At 37.3% G+C, this 23,792-nt stretch carries 14 protein-coding genes; 8 read left to right on the top strand and 6 right to left on the bottom strand.

The genetic code is table 11. The features are described from left to right. Positions 1-13 precede the first annotated feature (13 nt). The 3 genes from SOM12_RS04455 to SOM12_RS04445 form a co-directional block, all read right to left on the bottom strand. On the bottom strand, positions 14-3,235 hold the full coding sequence (locus tag SOM12_RS04455) for a TonB-dependent receptor (RefSeq protein ID WP_320492536.1): 3,222 nt from the start codon (positions 3,233-3,235) through the stop codon (positions 14-16). Between the two features lie 160 nt (positions 3,236-3,395). Beyond that, complete coding sequence (locus tag SOM12_RS04450; protein ID WP_320492535.1) at positions 3,396-4,151, bottom strand: hypothetical protein; 756 nt, start codon at positions 4,149-4,151, stop codon at positions 3,396-3,398. Positions 4,152-4,710: 559 nt separating this feature from the next. Next, entirely contained in the window at positions 4,711-9,036 is a 4,326-nt protein-coding gene (locus tag SOM12_RS04445) for a hybrid sensor histidine kinase/response regulator transcription factor (RefSeq protein ID WP_320492534.1), read from the bottom strand. 324 nt (positions 9,037-9,360) lie between these two features. Between SOM12_RS04445 and SOM12_RS04440 the strand changes: the two genes are divergently transcribed. Both SOM12_RS04440 and SOM12_RS04435 read left to right on the top strand, forming a co-directional pair. After that, entirely contained in the window at positions 9,361-11,973 is a 2,613-nt protein-coding gene (locus tag SOM12_RS04440) for a beta-glucosidase (protein ID WP_320492533.1), read from the top strand. 46 nt (positions 11,974-12,019) lie between these two features. After that, positions 12,020-13,705, top strand: a complete 1,686-nt coding sequence (locus SOM12_RS04435; protein ID WP_320492532.1) for a sodium/sugar symporter — start codon at positions 12,020-12,022, stop codon at positions 13,703-13,705. Positions 13,706-14,832: 1,127 nt separating this feature from the next. Here SOM12_RS04435 and SOM12_RS04430 read toward each other — a convergent pair. Both SOM12_RS04430 and SOM12_RS04425 read right to left on the bottom strand, forming a co-directional pair. Further along, the gene (locus SOM12_RS04430; protein ID WP_165571362.1) at positions 14,833-14,994 is read right to left on the bottom strand and encodes a hypothetical protein; all 162 of its coding nucleotides are present in this window, start codon (positions 14,992-14,994) and stop codon (positions 14,833-14,835) included. After that, positions 14,991-15,566: a zeta toxin family protein gene (locus tag SOM12_RS04425; RefSeq protein ID WP_320492531.1), complete on the bottom strand. Its 576-nt coding sequence runs from the start codon at positions 15,564-15,566 to the stop codon at positions 14,991-14,993. Before SOM12_RS04425 ends, SOM12_RS04430 begins: the two co-directional genes overlap by 4 nt. 674 nt (positions 15,567-16,240) lie before the next feature. Between SOM12_RS04425 and SOM12_RS04420 the strand changes: the two genes are divergently transcribed. Next, complete coding sequence (locus tag SOM12_RS04420; RefSeq protein WP_320492530.1) at positions 16,241-16,657, top strand: hypothetical protein; 417 nt, start codon at positions 16,241-16,243, stop codon at positions 16,655-16,657. A gap of 143 nt (positions 16,658-16,800) precedes the next feature. Here the strand turns inward: SOM12_RS04420 and SOM12_RS04415 are convergent, their stop codons facing one another. Continuing rightward, entirely contained in the window at positions 16,801-17,103 is a 303-nt protein-coding gene (locus SOM12_RS04415; RefSeq protein WP_320492718.1) for a DDE-type integrase/transposase/recombinase, read from the bottom strand. 347 nt (positions 17,104-17,450) lie between these two features. Between SOM12_RS04415 and SOM12_RS04410 the strand changes: the two genes are divergently transcribed. The 5 genes from SOM12_RS04410 to SOM12_RS04390 all read left to right on the top strand — a co-directional run bounded on the left by SOM12_RS04410 (position 17,451) and on the right by SOM12_RS04390 (position 23,637). Then, positions 17,451-18,428 (top strand): sensor histidine kinase, encoded by a 978-nt coding sequence (locus SOM12_RS04410; protein ID WP_320492529.1) that lies wholly within the window; start codon positions 17,451-17,453, stop codon positions 18,426-18,428. A 541-nt stretch (positions 18,429-18,969) separates the two neighbouring features. Then, positions 18,970-19,428, top strand: a complete 459-nt coding sequence (locus SOM12_RS04405) for a hypothetical protein (protein WP_320492528.1) — start codon at positions 18,970-18,972, stop codon at positions 19,426-19,428. Between the two features lie 300 nt (positions 19,429-19,728). Further along, entirely contained in the window at positions 19,729-20,091 is a 363-nt protein-coding gene (locus SOM12_RS04400; RefSeq protein WP_320492527.1) for a hypothetical protein, read from the top strand. A gap of 496 nt (positions 20,092-20,587) precedes the next feature. Further along, positions 20,588-22,378, top strand: coding sequence for a chloride channel protein (locus SOM12_RS04395; RefSeq protein ID WP_320492526.1), 1,791 nt, complete (start codon positions 20,588-20,590; stop codon positions 22,376-22,378). A 206-nt stretch (positions 22,379-22,584) separates the two neighbouring features. Beyond that, entirely contained in the window at positions 22,585-23,637 is a 1,053-nt protein-coding gene (locus SOM12_RS04390) for a succinylglutamate desuccinylase/aspartoacylase family protein (RefSeq protein WP_320492525.1), read from the top strand. Positions 23,638-23,792: the final 155 nt, after the last annotated feature.

Genomic DNA, 23,792 nt, shown 5'->3' with positions numbered 1-23,792 from the left:
TAATATTGTTAAATTAAAATGACAACTGTAATCCAAAAGCATAGTTACGTGTTCTTGGATAAGCGTTGTAATCAATATTTGGTGTTAATCCAGTTTCCAGATTGATATCTGGATCATATCCGGAATAGTTTGTCCAAACAAACAAGTTGCTTCCTGTAGCATACAATCTGATTCTGCTGAATCCTACTTTTGAACTGTTTTGTTTTGGAATAGTATAACCAATGCTCAGCGTGTTTAATCGTAAGAAAGAGCCATCTTCAACAGCGTAAGACATTGCAATAGGACGGCCAATAGATACTGGATTCCACATTGTAGCGTTTTCGTTCTGTTTAGCCAGCTGTTCTGGCAAATAGCGAAGATCGTTGCCCATGTCATCATAATTTCTCCAACGGCTGTTTAGTCCCACATCCATACCAAAATTATTCTGATTGTTCTGATAGAAAGAAGTTGTCATAATCTTATTGGCATTATAAACATCAAACCCATACATAAAATTAAAGAATGCTGTTAAATCAAAGTTTTTCCAAATGGCATTTACACCAAAACCTCCAGAAAAATCAGGATTTGTATCTCCAATCACTTTCCTGTCTTTATCTCCAATTACATAGCTATTTGGATCTGAAGGATCTACAGGAGTCAGTTTCTTAAACTTCGCATTACCTGGAACCGGATCACCAGAAAGATTCTTTGAATTGGCAACACCTTCTTTTAATTTCCACGTTTTGGTTACAGCATCAAAAGATTCAAAATCATCCATTGTATAAAAGCCATCGTTTACAAATCCATAAATCAATCCTTTTGTCCCGCCTACATAGGCACGGTAGTCATCATCATTCAACAATTGCGTTCCTGCCCAGCCCGAACTTAAAATCCATTCCTGCTCTCCGCTCGCCAATTTGTCGATTTTGTTTTTGTTGTAACCAATATTAAAAGTCAAATCAACTTGAAAATCCTTTTTCTTAATCACACTTCCGTTGATTGCAAATTCGACACCTTTATTAGAAGTCTGTCCAACGTTGGTCATCATTTTTGTAAAACCAGAAACCGATGCAATATCTGATGGCACCAATAAATCTTTTACTGTGTTATGATAAAAATCTAAAGTTCCCGTAAGCCTTTCTTTAAAAAAGCCAAAATCAAGACCAACGTTCGCCGTATAAGTCGTTTCCCATTTTACATTTGGATTGTTCAGATATTTGTCGTTATAAAAATTATAGTAATAATGGTTTTCTTCTCCCCATCCTACAGAACGGTCTCTAGATACGCCGTAATATTTTGCATATAAATCGCCTTTGATTTTATCATTTCCAGAAGCTCCATAACTTAAACGAAGTTTTAAATTGGAAACCGTCCGGCTCTCTTTTAAGAAACTTTCATTTGAAACTCTCCATGCAAACGCGCCAGCAGGAAAAACTCCCCATCTGTTGTCTGGACCAAATTTTGTAGAACCGTCGGCACGGACAGTAAACGTAAATAAATAACGGTCATCATAACCATAATTGACCCTTCCAAAAAATGAAGAAATTCTATTTGGAGATTCTGCATTCGAACCATTTTCAAAAGGGGTTCCCAAAGCCAGGTTGTCTAGCGCCTTTTCTCCAGTAATGTCTTCCGGAAAATAACGCGTGCGGAAAAACTTAATTGAGCTTTCCTGATCTTTTATTTCTTGCCCTATCATTAATTGGAAATCGTGGCGCTCTTTTAATTTAAATCCGTAGTTCAATACGTTATTCAACTGCCAGCGAGGCGACTGGGTCATCGCCCAATACGTTAGAGGCAGATTATTATTTTCTAATGCCGTTTTGGTGTCTGTACCCCAAAAACGTCCGTCTTCAGAATATTTATATTCATAACCGAATGAAGAACGAAGAGTCAATCCTTTTTTGATGGTCCAAGTCAAAGCTCCTGTAGTATTAAATGTTCTCGTCGTACGCTGACGGTAGTTTTTCTCTGCTTCCTCGAATGGATTAAAACGAGGCTTAATTTCGTAATCATCCGGATCGAAATAAGTATTGTCTTCCGGTAAGGTCATATACTCTTCTAGTCCTGCCGTTGGCGCTTCGCGCAAAGCCCTAAGCAGGCTCACTCCATCTGTTCCTGAACCTTCAATGGTTTGATTGGTTAAACGTGTTTGGTATTCGAACGTTAGATTGTCTGTTAATTTTGAATTTAAAATCAAATAGATATAATTCTGGCGCATTCCCGTTCCAAGCAAAACACCCGGCTGGTCTTGGTTTACAAACGTAAATTTGAATTTTGTTTTTTCGCTCCCGCCACTTACATTGATATCAGTGTATCTTGCAATCGGATTGCTTCCAAAAATTTCTTTTTGCCAATCTGTTCCCTTATTTCCTTTATATATGTAAAATTCGCTTGGTCTGCCATACATATTATAAAATCCAGTTGGGTTAGAAGTGCTTTTACGTGCAAATTCATATTGCATCATAACAAACTCATACGGATCCATAACGTCCAAATGATTGGCAAGCGTTTTAATTTGCGTATAGTTATGAATGTTTACCGCTACTTTTCCTGCTTTAGGAACTTTAGTCGTCACAATAATAACTCCATTTGCACCTCTTGCTCCATATACGGCTGTAGAGGCTGCATCTTTCAGAACCTCTACAGATTCGATATCTGTCGGTGGAATATCATTTAAGTTAGCCACCTCAAAGCCATCAACCAAAATTAATGGCGAGTTGTCTTCAGTAATAGATCCTCCTCCACGAATTCTAATTTTCACATCTGCTCCAGGCGAACCGTCAACAGTTGTAACCTGAACCCCAGGAAGTCTTCCCGTCAAGGCTTCCGCCACATTGGATGTCGGCACTTTTGCCAATTCGGTTCCTTTTATACTGGCGACCGCCCCAGTTAAGTTTTTACGTTTTTGCGTACCATAACCAATTACAACAACTTCGTTCAATTCGCTGTTCGATTCTTTCATGGTTACCGTAATGCCTGATGTGCGTCCTTTTAAGGGCACAATTTCATCATTCATTCCCACAAATTTGATGATTAGAACTGCAGTTTCTGGATCTGCTACCGCTACGCTGAATTTACCATCAAAATCGGTAACGGTATTTGTGTTTTCATTCTTTACCATAATTGTTGCGCCCGGAATACCCGCCATGTTATCCTTAACCGAACCGCTCACGGTTGTACGCTTCTGAGCATAAATCCCCCCTGTTAAAAACAGGACGGCTAAAATGCTCCAGATATATTTTTTTATAATCATAACTAGAATATTTTTTATTGGATTAAAAGCCTCTCTTCGGATTCTATAAAAGAAATTATTAAAAGTCAACACATTAACCTTTTATGGCTATCACATCACTTTTTAAATCCAAATAATGGCTAATCTTATTTCGTATTGGTTTGTTTCGAAAAGAAGTTTATTAAGGTTCGTTTATAAGAAAATCGACATTCGTAACCTGATTGGCTTCAATGGCAAAAGTTGTTTGCAATTCTTTGGTCTTTACCACTTCCATGTTCTGATTCAGGCATTCTATTTTAACGTGAACGTTATTGGCTTCTTCACCTGTTTGAAATAAAACAAAATCGTCTGTGTAGTTTATTCCGCCGCTTGCGGTTACTTTGCTCCTTGTTACAAACATGTCTTCTTTAATGTACGTTCCGTCAACCACTTTGTAACCGCTTCTTTTTACCAAAACCGTAGTTTTAATTGTGGTGTAACTTTTGTCGGCAGTAATGTCTAGAGTCTTCAAACGCAGAATTCCCGTTCGCGTGACAATGTTCAGCGTCAAAGGATCTTCAAAAGGCGAAGCGTACGGCATTGCATCTGAAAGATTTACTGGCTGGTTTGCCAATGCCGGTTGCGGAACAATTAGTTCGTTAAGATTCGTTGGAGACGGAATCATTTGCTCTGGAAAGTCTGATGCTACTAATTTGAATTTTCCGTCGTTTAAAGAAAAAGGATAAAGCGAACTGTAATTTGCAACATATTCTCCATTTTCTTTGTACACAAAAAGAGGTCTTGTTGAGATCCCTACATTTAAATTCCAAGCGACACCATTTAACTGAAAATCTAGTTTCTTAACTGTATGACTTTCATATTTTAAATCATCATTAGAGCACGAATTTAGAAGAAAAAATAGCCCCGCTCCTAGAATCAGGTTTTTAATCATTTTCATATCTGTTAAATTTAAAAATGACAAAAAAAACTCTCTTGGTCGATTTTAGGACAAAGGTCCAAAATTGGAAATTGAATGTTAAAGTTGGTTTGGTTCATAATTTTGGTTTTAAAGTTAGTTAGTTAAAAAATCAAGTAGGATTATGAAGCAAAACTAGAAATAGCCTATCTCAAATTGGGGTAATTTTTGCTTTTCGGGACGGTACAAATCGCTATTTCAGCATCTATAGTCATTAATTCGTTAAATTTTTCTTACTTTTTTTATTTAAAGCAAAAAAAATATAATAAATTAAAACGGATATCATAATCAATCTTTGATTATATTACTTTCGTCCTCCAGGGTTCAAACGTAGGACTATGCTTAAAGGATTGCGGAGAAATTCGCTGGAGAGAAATATAGCCCATGATTATTAAACATTGGGACAAATGCGCTGCATCACCCAAGATTTAAACCTTTGGTGCTGTTTGATAAGATTATGCTTTTAAACTTTGAGAATAAAACATAGCTTAAGGCCGAAACCTTGTATTCAATAACAATGCTGTTTATATTTTAATTGCTATTAGCGAAATTGTCTTCTATATTCAGCCGGCGTATGATCGTATTTTGATCTGAAACATTTTCCGAAGTATTTCAGATCATTAAATCCTACTTCAAAACAGATTTCTTTTATTAATAAATCATCCTGTTTTAAAAGTCGCGCTGCTTCGCTTAATCGCATATCACGAATAAAAACAACAGGAGAAGCCCCGGTAGTACTTTTAAGTTTGTTGAAAAAACTAGCGCGAGACATACCCATTAGTTTTCCTAGTTCGTCAACCGTAAAATCAGAATTAGACATATTTTCTTTTACAAATCCAATAACCTGAAACATAAATTTCTGGTCTTTGTTTGAAATTTGCAGCGGTTCTTCTTTGCAAATGTCAATTGTGCTTCCGCTGGAAAACAATTGCTGCAAACGGGCTCGTTGTTCCAAAACATTTTTTACTCTTGCTTTTAACAAACTGACATTAAAAGGTTTTGTAACGTAATCGTCAGCTCCGTATTCTAATCCTTCCAATTTACTTTCTATCGATGATTTTGCGCTAAGCAAAATAACCGGAATATGACTGGTTGACAGATTATCTCGAATCGATTTTAGCATTTCGATTCCATTTCTCTCTGGCATCATAATATCGCTGATGACGAAATCTGGCAAAATTTCTTCTGCTTTTGTATAACCTTCATCGCCATTTTCTGCGGTATAAATTGTGTAATCACTTTCTAAAATAAAGACCATAAAAGCGCGCAATTCAGGATCATCTTCTACCACAAGTCCGATTGGGCTTTCCCTTCTTGGTTCTTCTATTGTTATTTCGTGTTCTGGTTCATTCTCCAAAATCATATCGTCAGAAAAATGCTCTTCTGTTTCTTCCAATAAAATATCAACATCGTTTTTAAAGTGCTGATATCCTTTTAAAAACACAATTTGAAAACTGCTTCCTTTCCCTTGCGTGCTGTCCACCAAAACTTCTGCTCCGTGTTTAACTGCAATATCTTTTATAATTGACAGCCCAAGACCGGTACTCGGATTCGACAGGTTTTCATTGTAATTTGAAAAACGTACAAATAATCTTTTTTGAAGCGTCGGACTAATTCCTGGCCCATTATCATTTACTGTTAAAAACACATGTTTCTCGGACTCTTCCACTTTTACCTCGATGGAGTCACCCTTATTGCAGTATTTAAAAGCATTAGAAAGCAGATTGATCAAAATTTTATCCAAACTGTCTGGATCTGCCCAAACTTTAGGATTTGATGAATTGATGCTAACTTTCAGATTTATATTGCTCTGATTACTCATTTCTTCAAAATCTTCACACATTTGAGAGACAAACTCACCCAGATTGATTTCGCGAATTGCGAGTTTTTTATCTTGAACTCGTCTCAAATCTAAAATCTGATTGACCAAATTCAATAATTTATTGCTGCTTTTTTCAATTATTCGAAGCTGGCCTTTTGCAGCCTCTTTTAGATTATCATCGGCAAGCATCACTTCCAAAGGAGCTGAAATCATGGTGAGCGGCGTACGAATTTCATGCGAAATATCGGTAAAGAATTTCAGCTTTAATTCGCTCATCTGTTTCTCCAATTTTACATCGCCACGCAGCTTTAGAATGGTAAGAATGGCTCTATTGACAACGAAAAACAAGCCGCAAGCCAATACTAAGTAGCAGAAATAAGCAAAATTAGTTAGCCAGATCGAAGGACTGATCGTAATTTTAATGCTTCTTTCATTATTCATCCATAAATTATGTCCGTTTGTTGAAGAAATTAGAAGGGTATAGTTTCCGCGTCCTAAATTGGTATAATTGATAGATTGTCCTCCTTTAATGTAATTCCACTGTTTATCAATTCCTTCTAGTTTATATCGATACACGATATTTTCGCTTTTTAAATAATCCAAAGCCGAAATTTGAACTCTAAAGAAATTCTGATTGTGTTCTAGTGTGACTTCGTGCAACAAATCAGGATTTTTGGGAGTTTCCGGATTTATTTCGTTCAATTCTTTATTATTAACCAAAAATCCAGAAATTGCTAAATATGGTTTAAAATGAAAAGGCTTGATGTTTCCGGGTTTGAAATAAATGACGCCATTAGAATATCCTACGGCAATTTCGTCATTGGTCAGTTCGCATTTTGTTGCCTCAGAAAAAATCTCTGTTCCAATAATTGATTTTAATTCTGGAAAAGTCTCCGCGCTATTATTCTTTGTATCAAAACGCACAATCTGATTATCGCTCATCAGCCAAATTTTTCCTGCCTTATCCTCTGCAATGGAAACAACTCCCTCGACTGGAAAAGAAACCATTTCGTTCCAGATTGATTTCACGTTCAGCTGGCCCTTCTTGTCTAAATCGGCCAAAATCAACCCCATGCCATTGGTTGCCAGCGCCATCTGATTATCGTGCGTTATTAAAATATCCAGAATATCATTTCCCGACACCTGTGAATACTCATTAAATTTTATTTTGTTTGCCACTTTAGTTTCTTCTGAAAAAGAAAATAATTTATAGGACGAAATAAAAAATATTTTGCGGTCTTTATTTTCTGCAATCGAACGGACTTTATCTGCCGTTTTTATCGGATAATTTTTTAATTCATTTTTAAAATTGACAAATTGAATTCCCCTGTTTCCTTCACGAACAATATTTACTCCACCACCCCAAGTTGCAATATAAATTTGTCCGTTTGTTGCTTGATAAATTTTAAAAATATCGTCGGAGTTGATACCGTAAATGCTCTTTTCATCATTCTTATAATGCGTGACTTTATATCGAAAAGGCTGATCGGTTGGAACTAAGCAAAATAATCCATTTCCTCTTGTTCCTACCCAAATTCTGCCTTTATTATCCTGGAGCATACTGTAAATATCTGCTCCCCAGCCAGGGCCAGATGCCGACAATGTTCCATCAGAAGCCAAAAATCCGATCTTCTTTTTCTGGACATCAAATAAAGCAATTTTCTCTTTGCGGCTAGCTACCCAAAGATTACCATTATTGTCTTTCATCAAACTTCGCACATTATGCTTATGATGATCGTTTGCAGAATCTAGATTTAAAGTAGAGAAGTAACTATTGCTAAAAGTAACTAAATCTAAACCTTGCTTGAAAGAACAAAACCAAAGATTTCCCAATCTGTCAAACATTGCCGTGTGCATCAAATCTGAAATCGACTCTTTCGATTCATTAATGCAGCTTATTATAGAAGACAATTTGTTTTTTTTTTCGTCCCAATAAGAAAATGGCGCATTACTTGATTGAATCCATACTGTTCCATTTTGCGAAGTAATCAGAAAACTTTTTCTTTCTCCTCCCGCAGTTGCAGAATCACTATTATCAACCGACATTTTCTTTATCTTTTTGGTAAGAAGATCAAACTGAAACACGCCTTCACCCCGAGCTTCAAACCAAAATTGTCTAGAACGCGTTGATCCTAAAAAATTGATTTTTTTATTCGGAAATCCAGCTAAAGTCTTACCGCTATACGATTCTTGTTTGCCTGATTTTAGATCACAAAAATAAAATACCTGACCTGCGGTTACTATAAGCATTTTAGTATTGGCAACGAGTTCGGTATAAATGATATCTTCTTTAATATCAAGCAGGAAGTCAAAAAAGGTACTTGCCTTTTTGTTGTAACGTGCCAATTCTCCGTTACTTCCTCCAAAAAATATATCTTCTTTAGTTTCTAAAAAGGTATTATACACGCAAGACTTTCCATTAAAAAAGAAATATTGAGGTTCTCCACCAGATTTATCCAGTCTGCAAGTACCTGCTTCAGTAAAAAACCAAGTCGATCCCTGTTTGTCTTCAAAAATATCACGGATTTTCCCGCAGCGTTTTGTAGGATCAAAAGTTATTTTTCTAACTTTTTTATTGGTTTGAAAAGCTATTAGATAATTTTTCTCTTCGGGAAAAAGCCAAACTCTTCCAGATGGCATCACTTTAAAATCGACAAAAGCGATATTGGATGCCTTTAAAGCCCCCGCTTCAATTGGATAATGAAAACTTAGCTGTCGAGTATCAAAATAATAAATATCATTTTTCTCTGATTGAATCCAGATTCGGTCGCTTTTATCAAACTTAAATTTAAAAACACGGTTAGAAATTAAATTTAGAGATCCATTTTGTTTTACCCTAAATTTTTGAAAATTGCTTCCATCGTAACGGATCAATCCGTTAAAAGTAGAAAGCCAGATAAATCCTTTTTTATCCTGCTGAATATCCAGAATGCGGGATTGTCTTAACTTTAAATCGTTTGCAAAATGAGTTAGCGTACCGGAAGGTTGCGCATGGCACAAAATCCCTATCCAGTAAAGAAAAAATACGATTAGATTTCTTTTCATTTCAAACTTTATAAAATTAAGCTAATCACAAAAATATCAAAATTCCTTTCCTGACCTAAAAGAAGTCGTTATTTCAGCAGAATACCACCATAAAAATAGCAATTTGTCTACCTTTTGCATTTAAATAAAAATCATAAAACTACAGCATTAAGCTTTATAGCATACTCTAAATAGCATTTTATCCTGTCTTTAGAAGTATAAAAATCTAATTTTGCGAGTCAGAAGTTTAGAAGTCTGTCCTATTTAAATCTTTATAAATTCATATTGCTTTTTTATTAAAGCAATAATCAAAAAATAATAAATCTAACACACTATCCAAAACCTATGAAAAGAAAATCCATAGTTATTGCGTTACATTTTTTTGCTTTAACCACCTTTGCGCAAGAAAATTTTCCGTACAAAAATCCCAATCTGCCAACCGAACAGCGTGTCAATGACTTGGTATCGAGAATGTCATTGGACGAAAAGATAAATCAATTAATGGATTCTGCTCCGGCAATTGACCGCTTGGGAATTCCAGAATACAATTGGTGGAACGAATCATTACATGGTGTTGCACGTGCGGGATATGCAACCGTTTTTCCGCAGTCTATTTCAATTGCTTCTTCTTGGGATCGCCAATTGATACTGGATGTTGCCACTGCCATTTCTGATGAAGCTCGCGCCAAACATCACGAATATTTAAGAAGACATCAACACGGGATGTACCAAGGATTGACCTTTTGGTCGCCAAACGTAAACATCTTTCGTGATCCACGCTGGGGACGCGGACATGAAACCTATGGAGAAGATCCTTTTTTAACAAGCCAATTGGGTCTTAATTATGTAAACGGACTTCAAGGCGCAAATGACAAATATTTGAAAGTTATTGCAACAGCCAAACATTATGCCGTGCATTCTGGACCAGAGCCTTCTCGCCATTTTTTTGATGCCAATATAAGCGATATCGATCTATACGAAACTTATCTTCCTGCTTTTAGAACCTTGGTAAAAGAGGGACATGTTTATTCTGTAATGGGCGCATACAACCGTTTTAGAGGCGAGTCAGCAAGTGCGAGTCCGTTTCTTTTTAATATTCTTCGAAATGTTTGGGGATTTAATGGCTACATCGTATCCGATTGTGGTGCTGTAACGGATATTTGGAAATACCATAAAATCACGAATGATGCGGCAAGCGCTTCTGCATTAGCAGTTAAAAATGGTTTGGATTTGGAATGCGGAAGTAGTTTTGAGTCTCTAAAAGAAGCTGTTGATCGCAAAATAATTTCAGAAGCCGATATTGATGTTGCTGTAAAACGTTTATTTACTGCAAGGTTTAAATTAGGAATGTTTGATCCAGATGAGATTGTTCCGTATGCGCAAATTCCGTTTTCTACAAACAATAATGCGGCAAACGATTATCTTGCTAGAATAGCTTCTCAAAAAAGTATCGTTCTTTTAAAAAACCAAAATAATACGCTGCCACTTTCTAAAAACATCAAAACGGTTGCTGTAATCGGGCCAAATGCAGATGATATACAATCTTTATGGGGAAATTATAGCGGAGTTCCCAGCAATCCGATTACGGTTTTAAAAGGTATTCAAAACAAATTGGAACCCAATTCAAAAGTCTTATATGCCAAAGGAACAGATTTGGCAAAAGGAGTTCCTGAAATGAATATTATACCATCAATATATTTTCAGAATGAAAACGGCACGCAAGGTTTAATTGGTGAATATTTTGACAATAAAGAATGGAACGGAAAACCTCTTTTTACTCGTATTGATGATAATATTGATTTCGAATGGGACATCAATACCCCAGATCCCCGTTTGAAAATGGGGAATTACAGTGTAAAATGGACTGGTTATCTTACGGTTCCTAAATCGGGAACTTATAACATTTCAGAATGGTCAAAACCTTTTATGACTGTTGAAATTAATGGCGGGAAACCTAGTGGAGGCAAAAACAAACATCATCCGCGTTTTCGCCCTCAGAAAATAGATTTAGAAGCAGGAAAAAAATACAAAATAGAAGTTAAATACCAGAATTTCTATGGAGACTCGATTGCACAATTATTTTGGGCAGAACCTCAGGAAAACCTAGTTCAAGAAGCGGTGCAAACTGCCAATCGCGCCGATGCTGTAGTTCTTGTTTTAGGACTAAATGAACGCTTGGAAGGTGAAGAAATGAAAGTGGAAGCAGAAGGTTTTAATGGCGGTGACCGAACAAGTCTTGATCTGCCGGCCAATCAAGAAGAGCTTATGAAAGCCGTTAAAGCTACCGGAAAGCCTTTAATATTGGTTTTAATTAATGGAAGTGCTCTTTCTATCAATTGGGCAAATGATAACGTACCAGCAATTCTAACAGCAGGATATCCTGGCCAGCAAGGCGGAAATGCGATTGCAGATGTTCTTTTTGGAGATTATAATCCGGCAGGAAGGCTTCCTGTTACCTACTATAAATCAGTAGATCAGCTTCCTAAATTTGAAAATTATGATATGGAAGGCAGAACCTACCGCTATTTCCGTAAAACGCCTTTGTACCCTTTTGGATATGGATTAAGTTATACCAAATTTAAATACTCTAATTTACAGCTTCCAAAAGATTTCAACTCTGACGCAGATTTTAAAATTTCTGTTGACCTAACCAATACAGGAGAGCGTGATGGAGATGAAGTTGCTGAACTATACATAAAAGATGAAAAAGCTTCTACTCCTCGTCCAATTTGCAAATTAGAAGGTTTTGAGCGCATTCATCTTAAAAAAGGAGAAACAAAAACAGTAACATTTACTATTACTCCAAGACAGCTTTCTATGATCAACAAGAAAAAGGAACGTGTTGTAGAACCAGGCTGGTTTACCATTTTTGTTGGAGGAAAACAGCCAGATGGTTCTAATGATATTCAACGCGGAAGAATCAACTTTACAGGTAAAACTATAACATTAGAAAAATAGATTTAGAAATTAAAAAACTCGCTATTAACCACTTTTATTAAATGCAATGAACCAAAACCTCGCTTTCGCAGACTATGCAGTTTTTATTATTTATTTTATCGTAGTCTCGTTCTACGGTTACAGCGTTTACCGCAAACGTAAACAAGACGAACATGATGCTAAAGCTTACTTTTTGGCTGAAGGAAATTTAACTTGGTGGGCAATTGGAGCTTCTCTTATTGCTTCTAATATCTCTGCAGAACAATTCATCGGAATGAGTGGTGAAGGTTTCTTCTTAGGAATCGCTGTTGCTGCTTACGAATGGCTTGCTACTGTTGCTTTGATTATCGTAGCATTATGGTTTATTCCTGTTTATCTTAAAAACAAAATTTACACAATGCCGCAATTCTTAAAAACACGTTATAACGAGTCTACTGCGCTTATTATGGCCGTTTTCTGGCTGTTTTTATATGTTTTTGTAAACTTAACTTCTATTTTATATTTAGGAGCAGTTGCTATTAATGGTCTTGCTGGCGGAGAATATCTTCATGTAATTATGGTTGGATTGGCTGTTTTTGCTCTGTTTATTTCTCTTGGAGGTATGAAAGTTGTAGCTTATACAGACGTTATTCAGGTTGCTGTATTAATCATTGGCGGTTTAGTAACTTCTTATATCGCTCTTACAACTGTTGGACAATACTTTGGTGTTGGTGAAAATGCAATTGCAGGTTTCAAAGTTTTAATGAAAGAAGCTCCTGAGCATTTTAAAATGATTATTCCAAAACCAACTGCAACTTCTTCCCAGCTTGAAATTGATAAATATTTGACTTTCCCTGGATTGTTATCTTACGCTGCTGGTATCTGGATCATCAACTTAAACTACTGGGGATGTAACCAATACATTACGCAGAGAGCACTTGGAGCAGATTTGCAAACGGCTCGTACAGGTATTTTATTTGCTGGTATGTTAAAATTATTAATGCCGCTTATCGTAATGCTTCCTGGTATTGCTGCTTACGTTTTATATACAAACGGACATTTACCTCAATTGGCTGGAGGAAAAGATGGAGCTTATTCTGCTGTTTTAACATTCCTTCCAACTGGATTAAAAGGACTTTCTGTTGCTGCTTTGACTGCTGCAATTGTAGCGTCTTTAGCTGGTAAAGTAAACAGTATCTCTACAATCTATACATTAGACGTTCATAAAAAATACATTCAAAAAGAAGCTGGTGAAAAACAACAGGTAAATATCGGGCGTCTTGCTGTTTTTGCTGCAATGCTTTTAGCGGTTTTATTTACATGGAATGATGTATTAGGAATCGGCGGTGTCGGAGGATTTACATACATCCAAAAATACACAGGATTCATCAGCCCTGGAGTTTTTGCTATGTTCTTCTTAGGTATGTTCTGGAAAAGAACAACGGGAACAGCAGCAATCGTTGGTGTTATTTTAGGATTCTTATTATCTGTGTTATTCAACGAATACGCTCCTGCTTTATTTGGAAACGATACACTTTTATACACAGCTTACCCTAACGGAAAAGGAGCTTTCGAAATTCCTTTCCACATCTGTATGGGATTATCATTCTTATTTACAATGATTGCAATGATTCTGATCAGTTTTGCTGGACCAAAAGTAAACCCTAAAGCATTCGAGACAGAACCTGGAATGTTCAAAGTACAGCCACAGACAACAGTATTAATGGTAATTACGTTATTGATTATTGTTGCGCTTTACGTGAAGTTCTGGTAATAAATTATCAGTTCAATTCTCTCTATCTTTACAGCTGTTGTTTGTTATGAACAACAGCTGTAAATTTGAAAATTAGAAATGGCTTTCTAAAATAGTTTCTTTAGGCCTAGGTTAAAAAAAAAGACATGCGTCTATTGCTGAATGGAAACTGGATTCAATTTTGTTGTTTTCCCTAACATCATGAGAAAATTGATACTAATTCTGCCGAAAATAATTAAGGCGAATTTTGAAGATTTTTTCATCTAGATAAGTTTTATGGCAACATCGTGGCACATGCTGTTTTTGAAAGCTAGAAATCCAGCAAAACCAAGGCGTAAAAGTCTATCTTTGAGTATATTTGTGAACACCTTATTTGTTTTTTTGACTGGAAGCAATAACAGCTTTGTGAGAGAATTGCGGCTTATGGTATTTTAAAAACAAAAATTGAGTATTGATTACAAGGACAACAATTAGGCTCAAATATGCAGTTCTCCAAATAAACTAGGGCTGATCAGCAGCCCCAGCCCCGATGGCAGTGGAAATCCTTTTGTGCCGGTGTTCGGCACAAAAGACTGCAGCGTACAGCGGGAAAAAGCTCCTAAAAAATAATAGTATACACAATCAGCCATAATCACTCCTAAATCAGATTCCCCGGCAGTTTGCAGGTTATATCAATCCTATTAAAGCCTGCAGGCATGAAATTATGAAGACTGCTGAAATAAGCGGCCCTGTCACCTGTCATAGATGTACCGGAGACCTAAATGATTACGGCTATATCAATTATCTTGCAAAGAGAAACAGAATCAGAAGAGCATCATTTATTTCACCCTTTAAGAGTTTGCTGAAATTCCCGGCAAAAGACAGCAGAGCTGTTTTTATGAAAAACCTGGGTTCTTTATCTCACGGGCAGCTATTTTTTTTGCCGCAAAAAGTTTAGGTGTTTTTTAAAGATATTTCACCGCTTTAAGTTTTGCGGCAGAATCGCGGCACATCGGAATTTGGAAAAATGAAAAATCAGCTGTATCAAAGCCTGACAAATTTAGGTTCGAAACTTTAGATACGAAAAAGAAAAAACACTAAGTTACTAAAGACAGAAAGATAAAACAGCCCTCATTTCTGAGAGCTCTCGATGCTTAGAGCTATACTTTTTATAAAGAACTGGCTTTTATCCTTACAATCTTGCCATCCTGCATAACAACCAGATCGCTGTTATTTTTCTTTTTAAACTCAATTAATTTTTCAGAAACTTTATCCATTGCCTCTATAATCTTCTTCTGAGTCGGTGTCGTTGTTGATTTGTATTCTCTCATGACTTGTTCTTTGTGAGTTTATCGAACTTCATTTCATTTATAACTTCAATATCATTGCCCAAAGTTTTTTGTGCTATCAATTCAGCTTTTACAGCTGTATTGTCAAAAATCAATGCCTCATTAACTATAGGCAAATATATAGCAAACAAATTAGTTATTCCGTTTTTATATCTGCGTTTAATAACATCGGTTTCAATATGGTGTCCTCCTTCCAGAACCCTGGTCTTGACCCTTTCAATTGCCAGGTCAACACTATCGAGCCAAAAAAATAAAAGAACCACTTTATATCCTTTTTCCTGAGCCGCAATCACTTTCGCTTTATAGCTTTTTGTGGCCAAAGTCGTTTCAAAGGCGAAAACTTCATCATTTGCCAATAATTCATTGATTCTGTGGAGCATTATTCTTCCCGATTCAAAGGCAGCCTTTTCAGGCTGGAAAGGCGAAAGTCCTTTAGCAATTTCGTCCGCATTTACAAACTCCTTACAATTTAGTATTTCCGGAAGTATTGTAAATGAAGCAGTAGTCTTGCCAGCACCATTACAGCCTGCAATTATATAGAGATTTTTATTCATCCTTACAAAGATAATAAATTACACTTTTAGTATAAATTATTTACACTTATAGTTTATTGTTCAAATGTCTTAAAAACCTGCAATCAAGCGACAATATTGAAAAATTTGATACTATTTTATTCTTGCTTTCCATCCATCACCCCTATCATCGACCAAAATCTAAATAAAAAATCTAAAAGAAATAACAGAAAAAGAAAAATAACCAATTAACTAAGTTTTACAGCAGCACTCCAAGATCATTTTCGAAGAACATTGGTTCGAGTCCTTTTCCCGACTTAATTGCACTTTTATTTAGGTGTAAAACCTTAAATTAAGTTTTGTGGCAGAATCGTGGCACATTGCATTTGGAATGGATACCTTTTTTGCCACAAAATGTTAAGGCTGTTTTCTAAAAACATTTTACCAATTGAAGTTTCGTGGCACAATCGTGGCACACCAATATTGTAAAAGTAGAAAATGAGTTATGCTAGCGGATCCAACAGTTAGGTTCGAATCTGCAGCTGATGCAAGCATACATTTTCTTATAGTAATTTTATTAAAAATTTGCTTTTTATTTCGGACAGGGCTAAATATTTAGTACCTTGATGGAAATAATATCATATATCATGCAAAAAAAATGGATATTATGAAGTTTTAGAGATTATTTTAAAACTCTAACAATTAAAATTTAAATTATGAAAAGAATCACATTACTTTTAGCTCTTATTTTTACAGCAGCCTCATCTGCGCAGACCATTACATCTAAACTCGAAGATGCTAACACCGCTCAGTACTCCCTGCTTGAAAAAGTAAATAAATATTATCCGGACATTACGCTGAACAAGGCAGTTACAAATTTCTATGCGGATGATAAAATAATCGATTCCCAGCAGTCATTCGCTTTAAAAGGAACAAAGTTTTCAAGTTATAAGCTGGGAATCGAACCGGACAACAAAAAATTATTGTTCGAATATGTTACCGATGAAACGGGAAAAGTTTACGGTGATGTTTCTCTTTTTAAAGGAAGTGTCTTAAGAACAACATTTACCGAAAAGACTGGTCTAATTGAAGTTTCATTAGACGGAAAATCTGTTTATCAGACTAAAATTTAATTTAGAACCAAAAGATTATAATCTAAAAGCATGCGCCCATATGGGTGCATGCTTTTTTAATTTACCAGTTTTTTTTAAATAGGAAAATTTAGGTTCTGCCCCATCTGTCAGAATAAAATATAAGAATTTAAGTGATTTAAAAATCAGCCCGCCAATTTACAGAATGATTTAAACATAGATATCCCCGGTTCAATCATCTGATTCTTTTGAAGCATATTCACAACTTCAATTCCGCTTAGAGTTCTCTCTGCAGATTCAAAACTTTTAAAACCTAATCCGTTCTGTATGCGCCACTTGATAAAACGATGATCCTGTTCTGCAATATTGTTAATATATTTACACTGCCGGATTTTAATCCTTGAGAACGAGCGCTTGTTATAGACTTTGACAGCCGCTGTATTTGAGCTGCTTTTATCAGTGTTTAGTAATCGTGATTTGCAGTTGATACAGATTTGCCTGAAGCTTCTGCTGTCTCAGCAGCAGCCCCAGCCCCGACTGCTTCGCCAGTTCGCTTCGCTCGTGTGCAGCGGAAATCCTTTTGTGCCGGGTTTCAGCCCAAAAGACTGCTTCGCCAGTTCGCTTGCGCTCGGGTGAAACGCATAGCGGGAGAAGCTCCCAAAACAGCTTTATTTTCCAGCCAGTACTAATTATTTAAATAAATCACTGCACTACACTTTGATTATCTGGCAGTCAGTTAAAATATTCTATTGGAATTATGAAACATTCTTTTATATTTACGTAACACACTAAAATTAATTAAATCTACTTTCGTTAGAATCTAAACCACCCAACGATGTATGACAATATATTGCTTTTGAAGGACATTGTGGATAATACCCCGCTGCCCACCGCTGTTTATACAGGGGACGAATTAAAGATACAACTCGCCAACCCCGCTATTATGCAGGCCTGGGGCAAAGGGGACAAGATAATTGGAAAAAACTACCTGGAGGTGCTCACCCCCGGCACCCTTATCGGGATCATACAGGATATCCACGAGCAGAAAGCCTTTGAAGAGGAACTCAAAAAACAGGTCGCCGAGAGAACACAGGAGCTGCGCAGGTCCAATGATGACCTTATGCATTTCGCAGGTGTTGTGAGCCATGACCTGAAAGAGCCTATTCGAAAAATTAAAACGTTCAATAGTATTTTAAAAAATGAGTACAAAGCCGATTTTAGTGAGAACGCTAAAAAATTCCTGCAAAAGGTAGACCAGTCCGCACAAAGGATGCAGAATATCATTGAAGGCATCCTTGCCTACTCGACCCTGGATAAAAGATCGCAGCCTGTTGAAAAAATAAACCTTGACCTGGTCATTGAAAATATCAAAACCGATCTGGAACTGATCATAAATGAAAAAGGAGCTATTCTGGTCATAAGTGAGCTTCCCCATATAGAAGGGGCGCCGATACTGATCCACCAGCTTTTTTATAACCTGGTGCACAATGCCCTTAAGTTCTCAAAAGCAGAGGAACCGCCCAGAGTGATAATCACTTCTACTATTATAAACAATCAAGAAGGCATCGGGATGCTGGAAATAAAAATAAAGGACAACGGCATTGGACTGGATCCTGTTTTTGCAGAGAAAATATTTGATGCCTTTGAAAGGCTTCACTCTAAAGACAAATACGAAGGAAACGGGCTCGGACTTGCCCTGTGCAGAAAAATAGCCCAAAGGCACAATGGCTCTATTACTGCCTTGGGGGAGAAAGACAACGGCGCTGAATTTACAGTGACCCTTCCTTTAAAACAGTCCGATTCTTATCTTTAGCCCCTTGTAAACAAATAAATAAACAGGGAGATTCTTATCTCTATAGTGTTCTGGTAAATTGTATATTTCAATTTGCAGATATTACAGCATACACTGACACGTTTTTAAGTAGACATAAAATGGAAGATTATGTTTATGGACAGCCCGCCTTGTACTTAATTGTATCTGGCGGGTTTATCAAAACAGGGCTCCTCAGCAGCCCCAGCCCAGATAGAAGTGGAAATCCTTTTGTGCCGGGGTTCGGTACAAAAGATTGCAGCGGATAGCGGGAAGAGCTCCCAAAAAAAAAGCATCATACACAATTGACGATGCTGCCTACAACCAAATTGAAAGAACATTCCTGTTTTCTTCCACAATGCAGACAAATAGCTTGATCAGATACAAATAGAATTAATTATGTAAAAACACAAAGCCCAATCCAATTGGGCTTTATCTTTGAATAACATCACAGCATCTGGATAAATTGTCCCGGCGTAAAAAGAACAGATAAGAATCTCTGATAAAAAACCATTACCTTTAAATCAGAGAACAGCAGTAGAGGATGAATAAAATTTTTGAAAAAGTAACCCGTCATCTGGCAAAAAATCCCAGAAGACTATTCTTAATTGACTCTGTGGGAGCTCTGCTTACTGCTGTGCTGCTTTGTGGAGTGCTTTCAAATCTAAGCCCCTATTTTGGGATGCCCAAGACAACATTAACTCTACTCTTCTCAATAGCGGCTTGTTTATGCTTTTACTCCGCTGTATGCTTTTTATTTTTAAAAACAAAATGGACGCTTTACATCAGAATAATAAGTTCTGCCAATTTACTGTACTGCGCGCTGACCACTGCCTTTTTATTTATTCATTACAGCAAGCTTACAGCTTTTGATCTGATGTACTTTTCACTTGAAACAGCAATTATCTGCCTGCTTGTTTATACAGAGCTTGCCGTATCTGCTAAAATTCTAAACAGCAGTAAGGGCAGTCAAAATATCTCGCGCCGTAAACCCCGCCTTTAAAATCAGCATTACATTAACGTTTGATTTTTCACATTAACCCCTTTGAAGAGGCAGCTTTGTATTTCTAGTATACAACTTAGCAAAAAATTCAAAAAACAATTCGTAAAGGCCAAAAACCTGCTGATCCGGCACAGGAAAATTAACCATGAAAAAATTAAAATTCAGCACAAAGGACCCGTACAAAAAAAAATAAAGCTTTTAGGTCATTTAATAATTCTTCTTTTTCAAAATCAGTATATTTGCATCACTTATATTGTTACACTTTCTTTCCGGAGAAATACAATCCCTGCAGGTTCCCTAATGAAGCATTTAAAGTTACTATACGTTTTTCTAATATCGCTGCTTGCCTTCACAGCCAGAAGCGCATCAGACAGATCACCTGAGCCATCTTGCGGCGGGCACTTAAAAACTGGCTTTATCTCTTTTGACAATACTTTAATCACTTCTGCATTTGTAATAAAATATAAAGAGCTGGATGTTCATTTTAAATTTAAAAGTAAAGTAAAATACCGTGCAACTGCTTCGGAAAGCGATGCTTTAAATATTCCTTACAGCACTAAATCAGCACTTTTTACAATCTTTAAAAACAGCTTAATTTACGGTATTGAAGTTATTTACCAAATTCAGCGTCATAATTATCTGCATCTCTACCAGCTTTTCTAAAGCGGGCTTTCATTATTGAGGCAGAACTGTTCGGCAGTTCCTTATTTGCCGCTTAACAGCAGTGACAGCAAAACACAATACAGTAATAAGCATAGTTTAGTGAAGGGAGTCAAAGACACTGCTGTCAGCTCTGGATCCATAAATAAGGCTCAGTACTGTCTGGGCACTTGTTCCCGGCGATGCTTTTTAAAAACTATATTCGCAGGTGCTGTTCAATTTATACTGCAGAAATTTCTTCACTGATAAGCACCAATAAAAAAGGATTACAGCAATTACAAGCCGGCATTCGCAGCGGAAAGACCAGAACAAGAAGAAATCTTCTGCCTGTTTACTGCTAAAATAAAAATTTCAGCCTGCAGAGAACCGCTGCGGCTAAGTAAAATAATAAATCCAGCTCTGCACTGCAGACAAAAACGATAGAGATAACTAACAAGGCAAGACCCAGGCTGAATATTTTAATACTGCCCGCTGGCTGCCCGCACCTGATTACTAATCAATGAAAATAGTCGTAACACAGCTCTTAAAAGTAAAATACATCCTGATTGAAGGACAGAAAAAATTAACCCGCAAACAGTTCATTTTTCTCGCCAGCGTACTAATTGGATTTACTGCTGCCTTTGCTGTAATATTTTTAAAGGCCTTTGCCCATTGGGTCTTTTCCTTTGCAGCTTATATCAACGCAATAGTAAAATTAAGTTTTATAAACAGCATACTTCCTTTGATTGGGATACTGCTGACTGTACTTGTGGTAAACAGGATTTTAGGAGGCAGCCTCGAAAAAGGGACTTCTCAGATCTTGTACATCGTCGCGCGAAAAGCCAGCATTATCCCTAAAAAACAAATGTACGCCCAGATCATGACCAGTTCCCTTACTGTGGGGCTTGGGGGTTCGGCCGGGCTGGAGAGTCCAATTGTAATTACCGGTGCCGCCTTTGGTTCCAATTTTGCCCAGCAGTTCAAATTAAGCTACCAGGAACGGACGCTGCTCATTGGATGCGGGGTTGCAGCCGGTATAGCGGCCGCTTTTAACGCTCCTATAGCCGGTGTGCTTTTTGCTGTCGAGGTGCTGCTGGTAGATGTTACAATCGCGGCTTTTACCCCTATTATGATTGCCGCGGCAACAGGCGCGCTTGTTTCAGCGGTGGTCTTAAATGAAAATATACTGCTGGTTTTTAGAGAAAAGCAGACATTCGACTATCATAATATTCCATTTTACGTGCTGCTGGGACTTTTTACTGGTCTTACAGCGGTTTTCTACGCCAGGAAATTTTTAAAAACAGAACATTTTTTTGCGCACTTAAAATTTGGCCCCTATAAAAAAGCTTTAATTGGAGGAGCGGTATTGGGAATTCTGATTTTTGTTTTCCCTACCTTATTTGGTGAAGGTTATGAAAGCATCAAAATCCTGGCCGATAAGAACCCGGGAGCACTTTTAAAAAACACACTCTTTGAGCAATACAGCACCAGCAGCTGGATACTGCTGGCTTTCGTTGGATTTTCAATGTTCCTAAAAGCTTTTGCTTCCGGGATAACCCTTGGAAGCGGCGGGAACGGCGGGAACTTTGCCCCTTCCTTATTTCTGGGATCCTATGCTGGATACTTCTTTTCAAAGCTGTTAAATCTGGCTGGTTTAACGGATCTTCCGATTAGCAACTTTACCCTTGTAGGGATGGCAGGAATTCTCAGCGGGCTGTTTCATGCCCCGCTGACAGCGATCTTTCTTATTGCAGAAATAACCGGAGGCTACGATCTGATGATACCCCTTATGATAGTGGCTTCAGTAAGCTTTGCTGTTTCAAAACGTTTTGAAAAACATTCTCTCGATGTAAAAAACCTTGCCCGAAAAGGAAATGCCTTCACCAGCAATAAAGACAGCAATATTTTATGCACGCTCAATATTGAGGATCTTGTAAAAAAAGATTATTTGACCCTTACAGCAGATCAGGATATGGAAAAGATTTCCGATCTGCTGGCACACTGCGATCAGGTCGTTTTTGGAGTAGTGAGCCCGGAGAATGAGCTCGAGGGACTGGTTTATTTTGATGACATCAGAGAAATCATTTTTGATACTTCTCAAGTTAAAAATACAATGGTAAAAGATATAATGTTAAAGCCGGTTCAAACTATCTATCTCTTTGACAGCATGGAAACCGTCATGAATAAATTTGAGAAAAGCAGTAAAATATTTCTTCCTGTAGAAAAAAACGGCAGGTATTATGGTTTTATGGCTAAATCAGATATTTTGGAATCCTACCGAAACAGGCTTAAATCCATGACATTTGAATAATAACTTTTAGGGATTATTACAATGGAACATTTTTGTTCCAGCTAATAAAAAAAATGCAGACTGCATCAAATTTTAAAAAAAGGTAAAGAGCCGTTCGTTCAGCTTTTGTTTTTCTCCCTGCAGCAAATTGAATCCCGAGCTATTATTTTTAATTTAAATCAACTAAACAATAATATATTAAGCGCTTCAGCCGCTTTAAAATACGCATGAAAAATTTACTCCTTTTTTTATTTTCCTTACTAATAGTTCAAACAGCACAGTCTCAAAAAAATTCTTTAAAAAAGATCTTATCCCAGCTCCAGCCTGGTGTTAAAGACACCATATTTCATTTAAGCACCTTGGATTCCATTACGGCAGATCTTCCCGCAACTCTAATCAAAGGAAGCCAGAGCGGTCCCACTTTTACCATAACGGCAGGTATTCACGGAATGGAATATCCCGCCATAGCCTCTCTGCTGCAGCTTCGCAGGGAAATAAATCCTCAAAAGCTTAAAGGAAATTTAATCATTATTCCCATCATGAACCTGCAGTCCTTCTACCAAAGAACTCCTTTTGTAAACCCCTCGGACAACCTGAACTTAAACCGTGTTTTTCCAGGCAGCAGAACAGGAAGTATCACCGAGGTAATTGCTGATTTTATAACCACTCAGGTTTTTGACGCCACGGACGTGTTTCTGGATCTGCATGGCGGGGATGTCAATGAAGATCTCATACCCTTTATCTGTTATTATGATAACAAGGAATTCAAAGAGCAGACCCGGCTGGTTTCCCGTCTTAGTGAAAACAGCGGTTTTTCCACCATTGTGAGTTATCCCTATGTAATTGCCGAAGGCCAGCCGGCGATGTATGCCTTTAAGCAGGCCGTAAGGCTGGGCATCCCGGCGCTGAGCATTGAAATTGGAAAGCTTGGCAGCTGCGAGAAGTCAGATGTTTCCTTTACTAAAAATGCAGTTTACCGCATGCTCAAAGAGCTGCAAATGTATGAAAGCAAAAAAGTGATACCGGCTGCTCCTGCAAAAAACAAATACAACAGGCAGGCCTATGTTTCAGGACCCGGCCAGGGATTATTTTACAGCAGTTTTAAAGCTGGAAGCAGAGTGATAAAAGAAGAGGAAATTGGCTATATCACAGATGTTTTCGGACGTAATGTGAAAATAATCACAGCGCCCCAAAGCGGCACAATTCTCTACAAAGCAGGAAGACTGCCGGTAAACCAAGGCGAAACATTATTCTGTATCGGCTATAAGGCTGTGGATTAATTTTATATCAATACCGAAAGCTCCAAGATCCTGCCGCTTTGAAAAGAATTAATCTGCGTGAACAATACTGACTGCTGTCAGCCGTTTACAATAGTTCGGTGCCTGTCTATCATAACAGCACTATAATTAAGGCACCCAGACAAATTTAAACTCCT

It is taken from the genome of Flavobacterium sp. CFBP9031 (genome assembly GCF_034044945.1).
Classification (GTDB): domain Bacteria; phylum Bacteroidota; class Bacteroidia; order Flavobacteriales; family Flavobacteriaceae; genus Flavobacterium.
Note: the sequence above shows the minus strand (reverse complement) of the source record. Positions and strands in the feature narration are given on the sequence as shown.

What these genes read in the sequence shown, in the direction of transcription:
- SOM12_RS04430 (WP_165571362.1), bottom strand. Translation starts at nt 14,994, where the DNA reads ATGAGAGAATACAAATCAACAACGACACCGACTCAGAAGAAGATTATA.
- SOM12_RS04445 (WP_320492534.1), bottom strand. Translation starts at nt 9,036, where the DNA reads ATGAAAAGAAATCTAATCGTATTTTTTCTTTACTGGATAGGGATTTTG.
- SOM12_RS04405 (WP_320492528.1), top strand. Translation starts at nt 18,970, where the DNA reads ATGAATAAAATTTTTGAAAAAGTAACCCGTCATCTGGCAAAAAATCCC.
- SOM12_RS04425 (WP_320492531.1), bottom strand. Translation starts at nt 15,566, where the DNA reads ATGAATAAAAATCTCTATATAATTGCAGGCTGTAATGGTGCTGGCAAG.
- SOM12_RS04440 (WP_320492533.1), top strand. Translation starts at nt 9,361, where the DNA reads ATGAAAAGAAAATCCATAGTTATTGCGTTACATTTTTTTGCTTTAACC.
- SOM12_RS04455 (WP_320492536.1), bottom strand. Translation starts at nt 3,235, where the DNA reads ATGATTATAAAAAAATATATCTGGAGCATTTTAGCCGTCCTGTTTTTA.
- SOM12_RS04420 (WP_320492530.1), top strand. Translation starts at nt 16,241, where the DNA reads ATGAAAAGAATCACATTACTTTTAGCTCTTATTTTTACAGCAGCCTCA.
- SOM12_RS04390 (WP_320492525.1), top strand. Translation starts at nt 22,585, where the DNA reads ATGAAAAATTTACTCCTTTTTTTATTTTCCTTACTAATAGTTCAAACA.
- SOM12_RS04410 (WP_320492529.1), top strand. Translation starts at nt 17,451, where the DNA reads ATGTATGACAATATATTGCTTTTGAAGGACATTGTGGATAATACCCCG.
- SOM12_RS04400 (WP_320492527.1), top strand. Translation starts at nt 19,729, where the DNA reads ATGAAGCATTTAAAGTTACTATACGTTTTTCTAATATCGCTGCTTGCC.
- SOM12_RS04395 (WP_320492526.1), top strand. Translation starts at nt 20,588, where the DNA reads ATGAAAATAGTCGTAACACAGCTCTTAAAAGTAAAATACATCCTGATT.
- SOM12_RS04450 (WP_320492535.1), bottom strand. Translation starts at nt 4,151, where the DNA reads ATGAAAATGATTAAAAACCTGATTCTAGGAGCGGGGCTATTTTTTCTT.
- SOM12_RS04435 (WP_320492532.1), top strand. Translation starts at nt 12,020, where the DNA reads ATGAACCAAAACCTCGCTTTCGCAGACTATGCAGTTTTTATTATTTAT.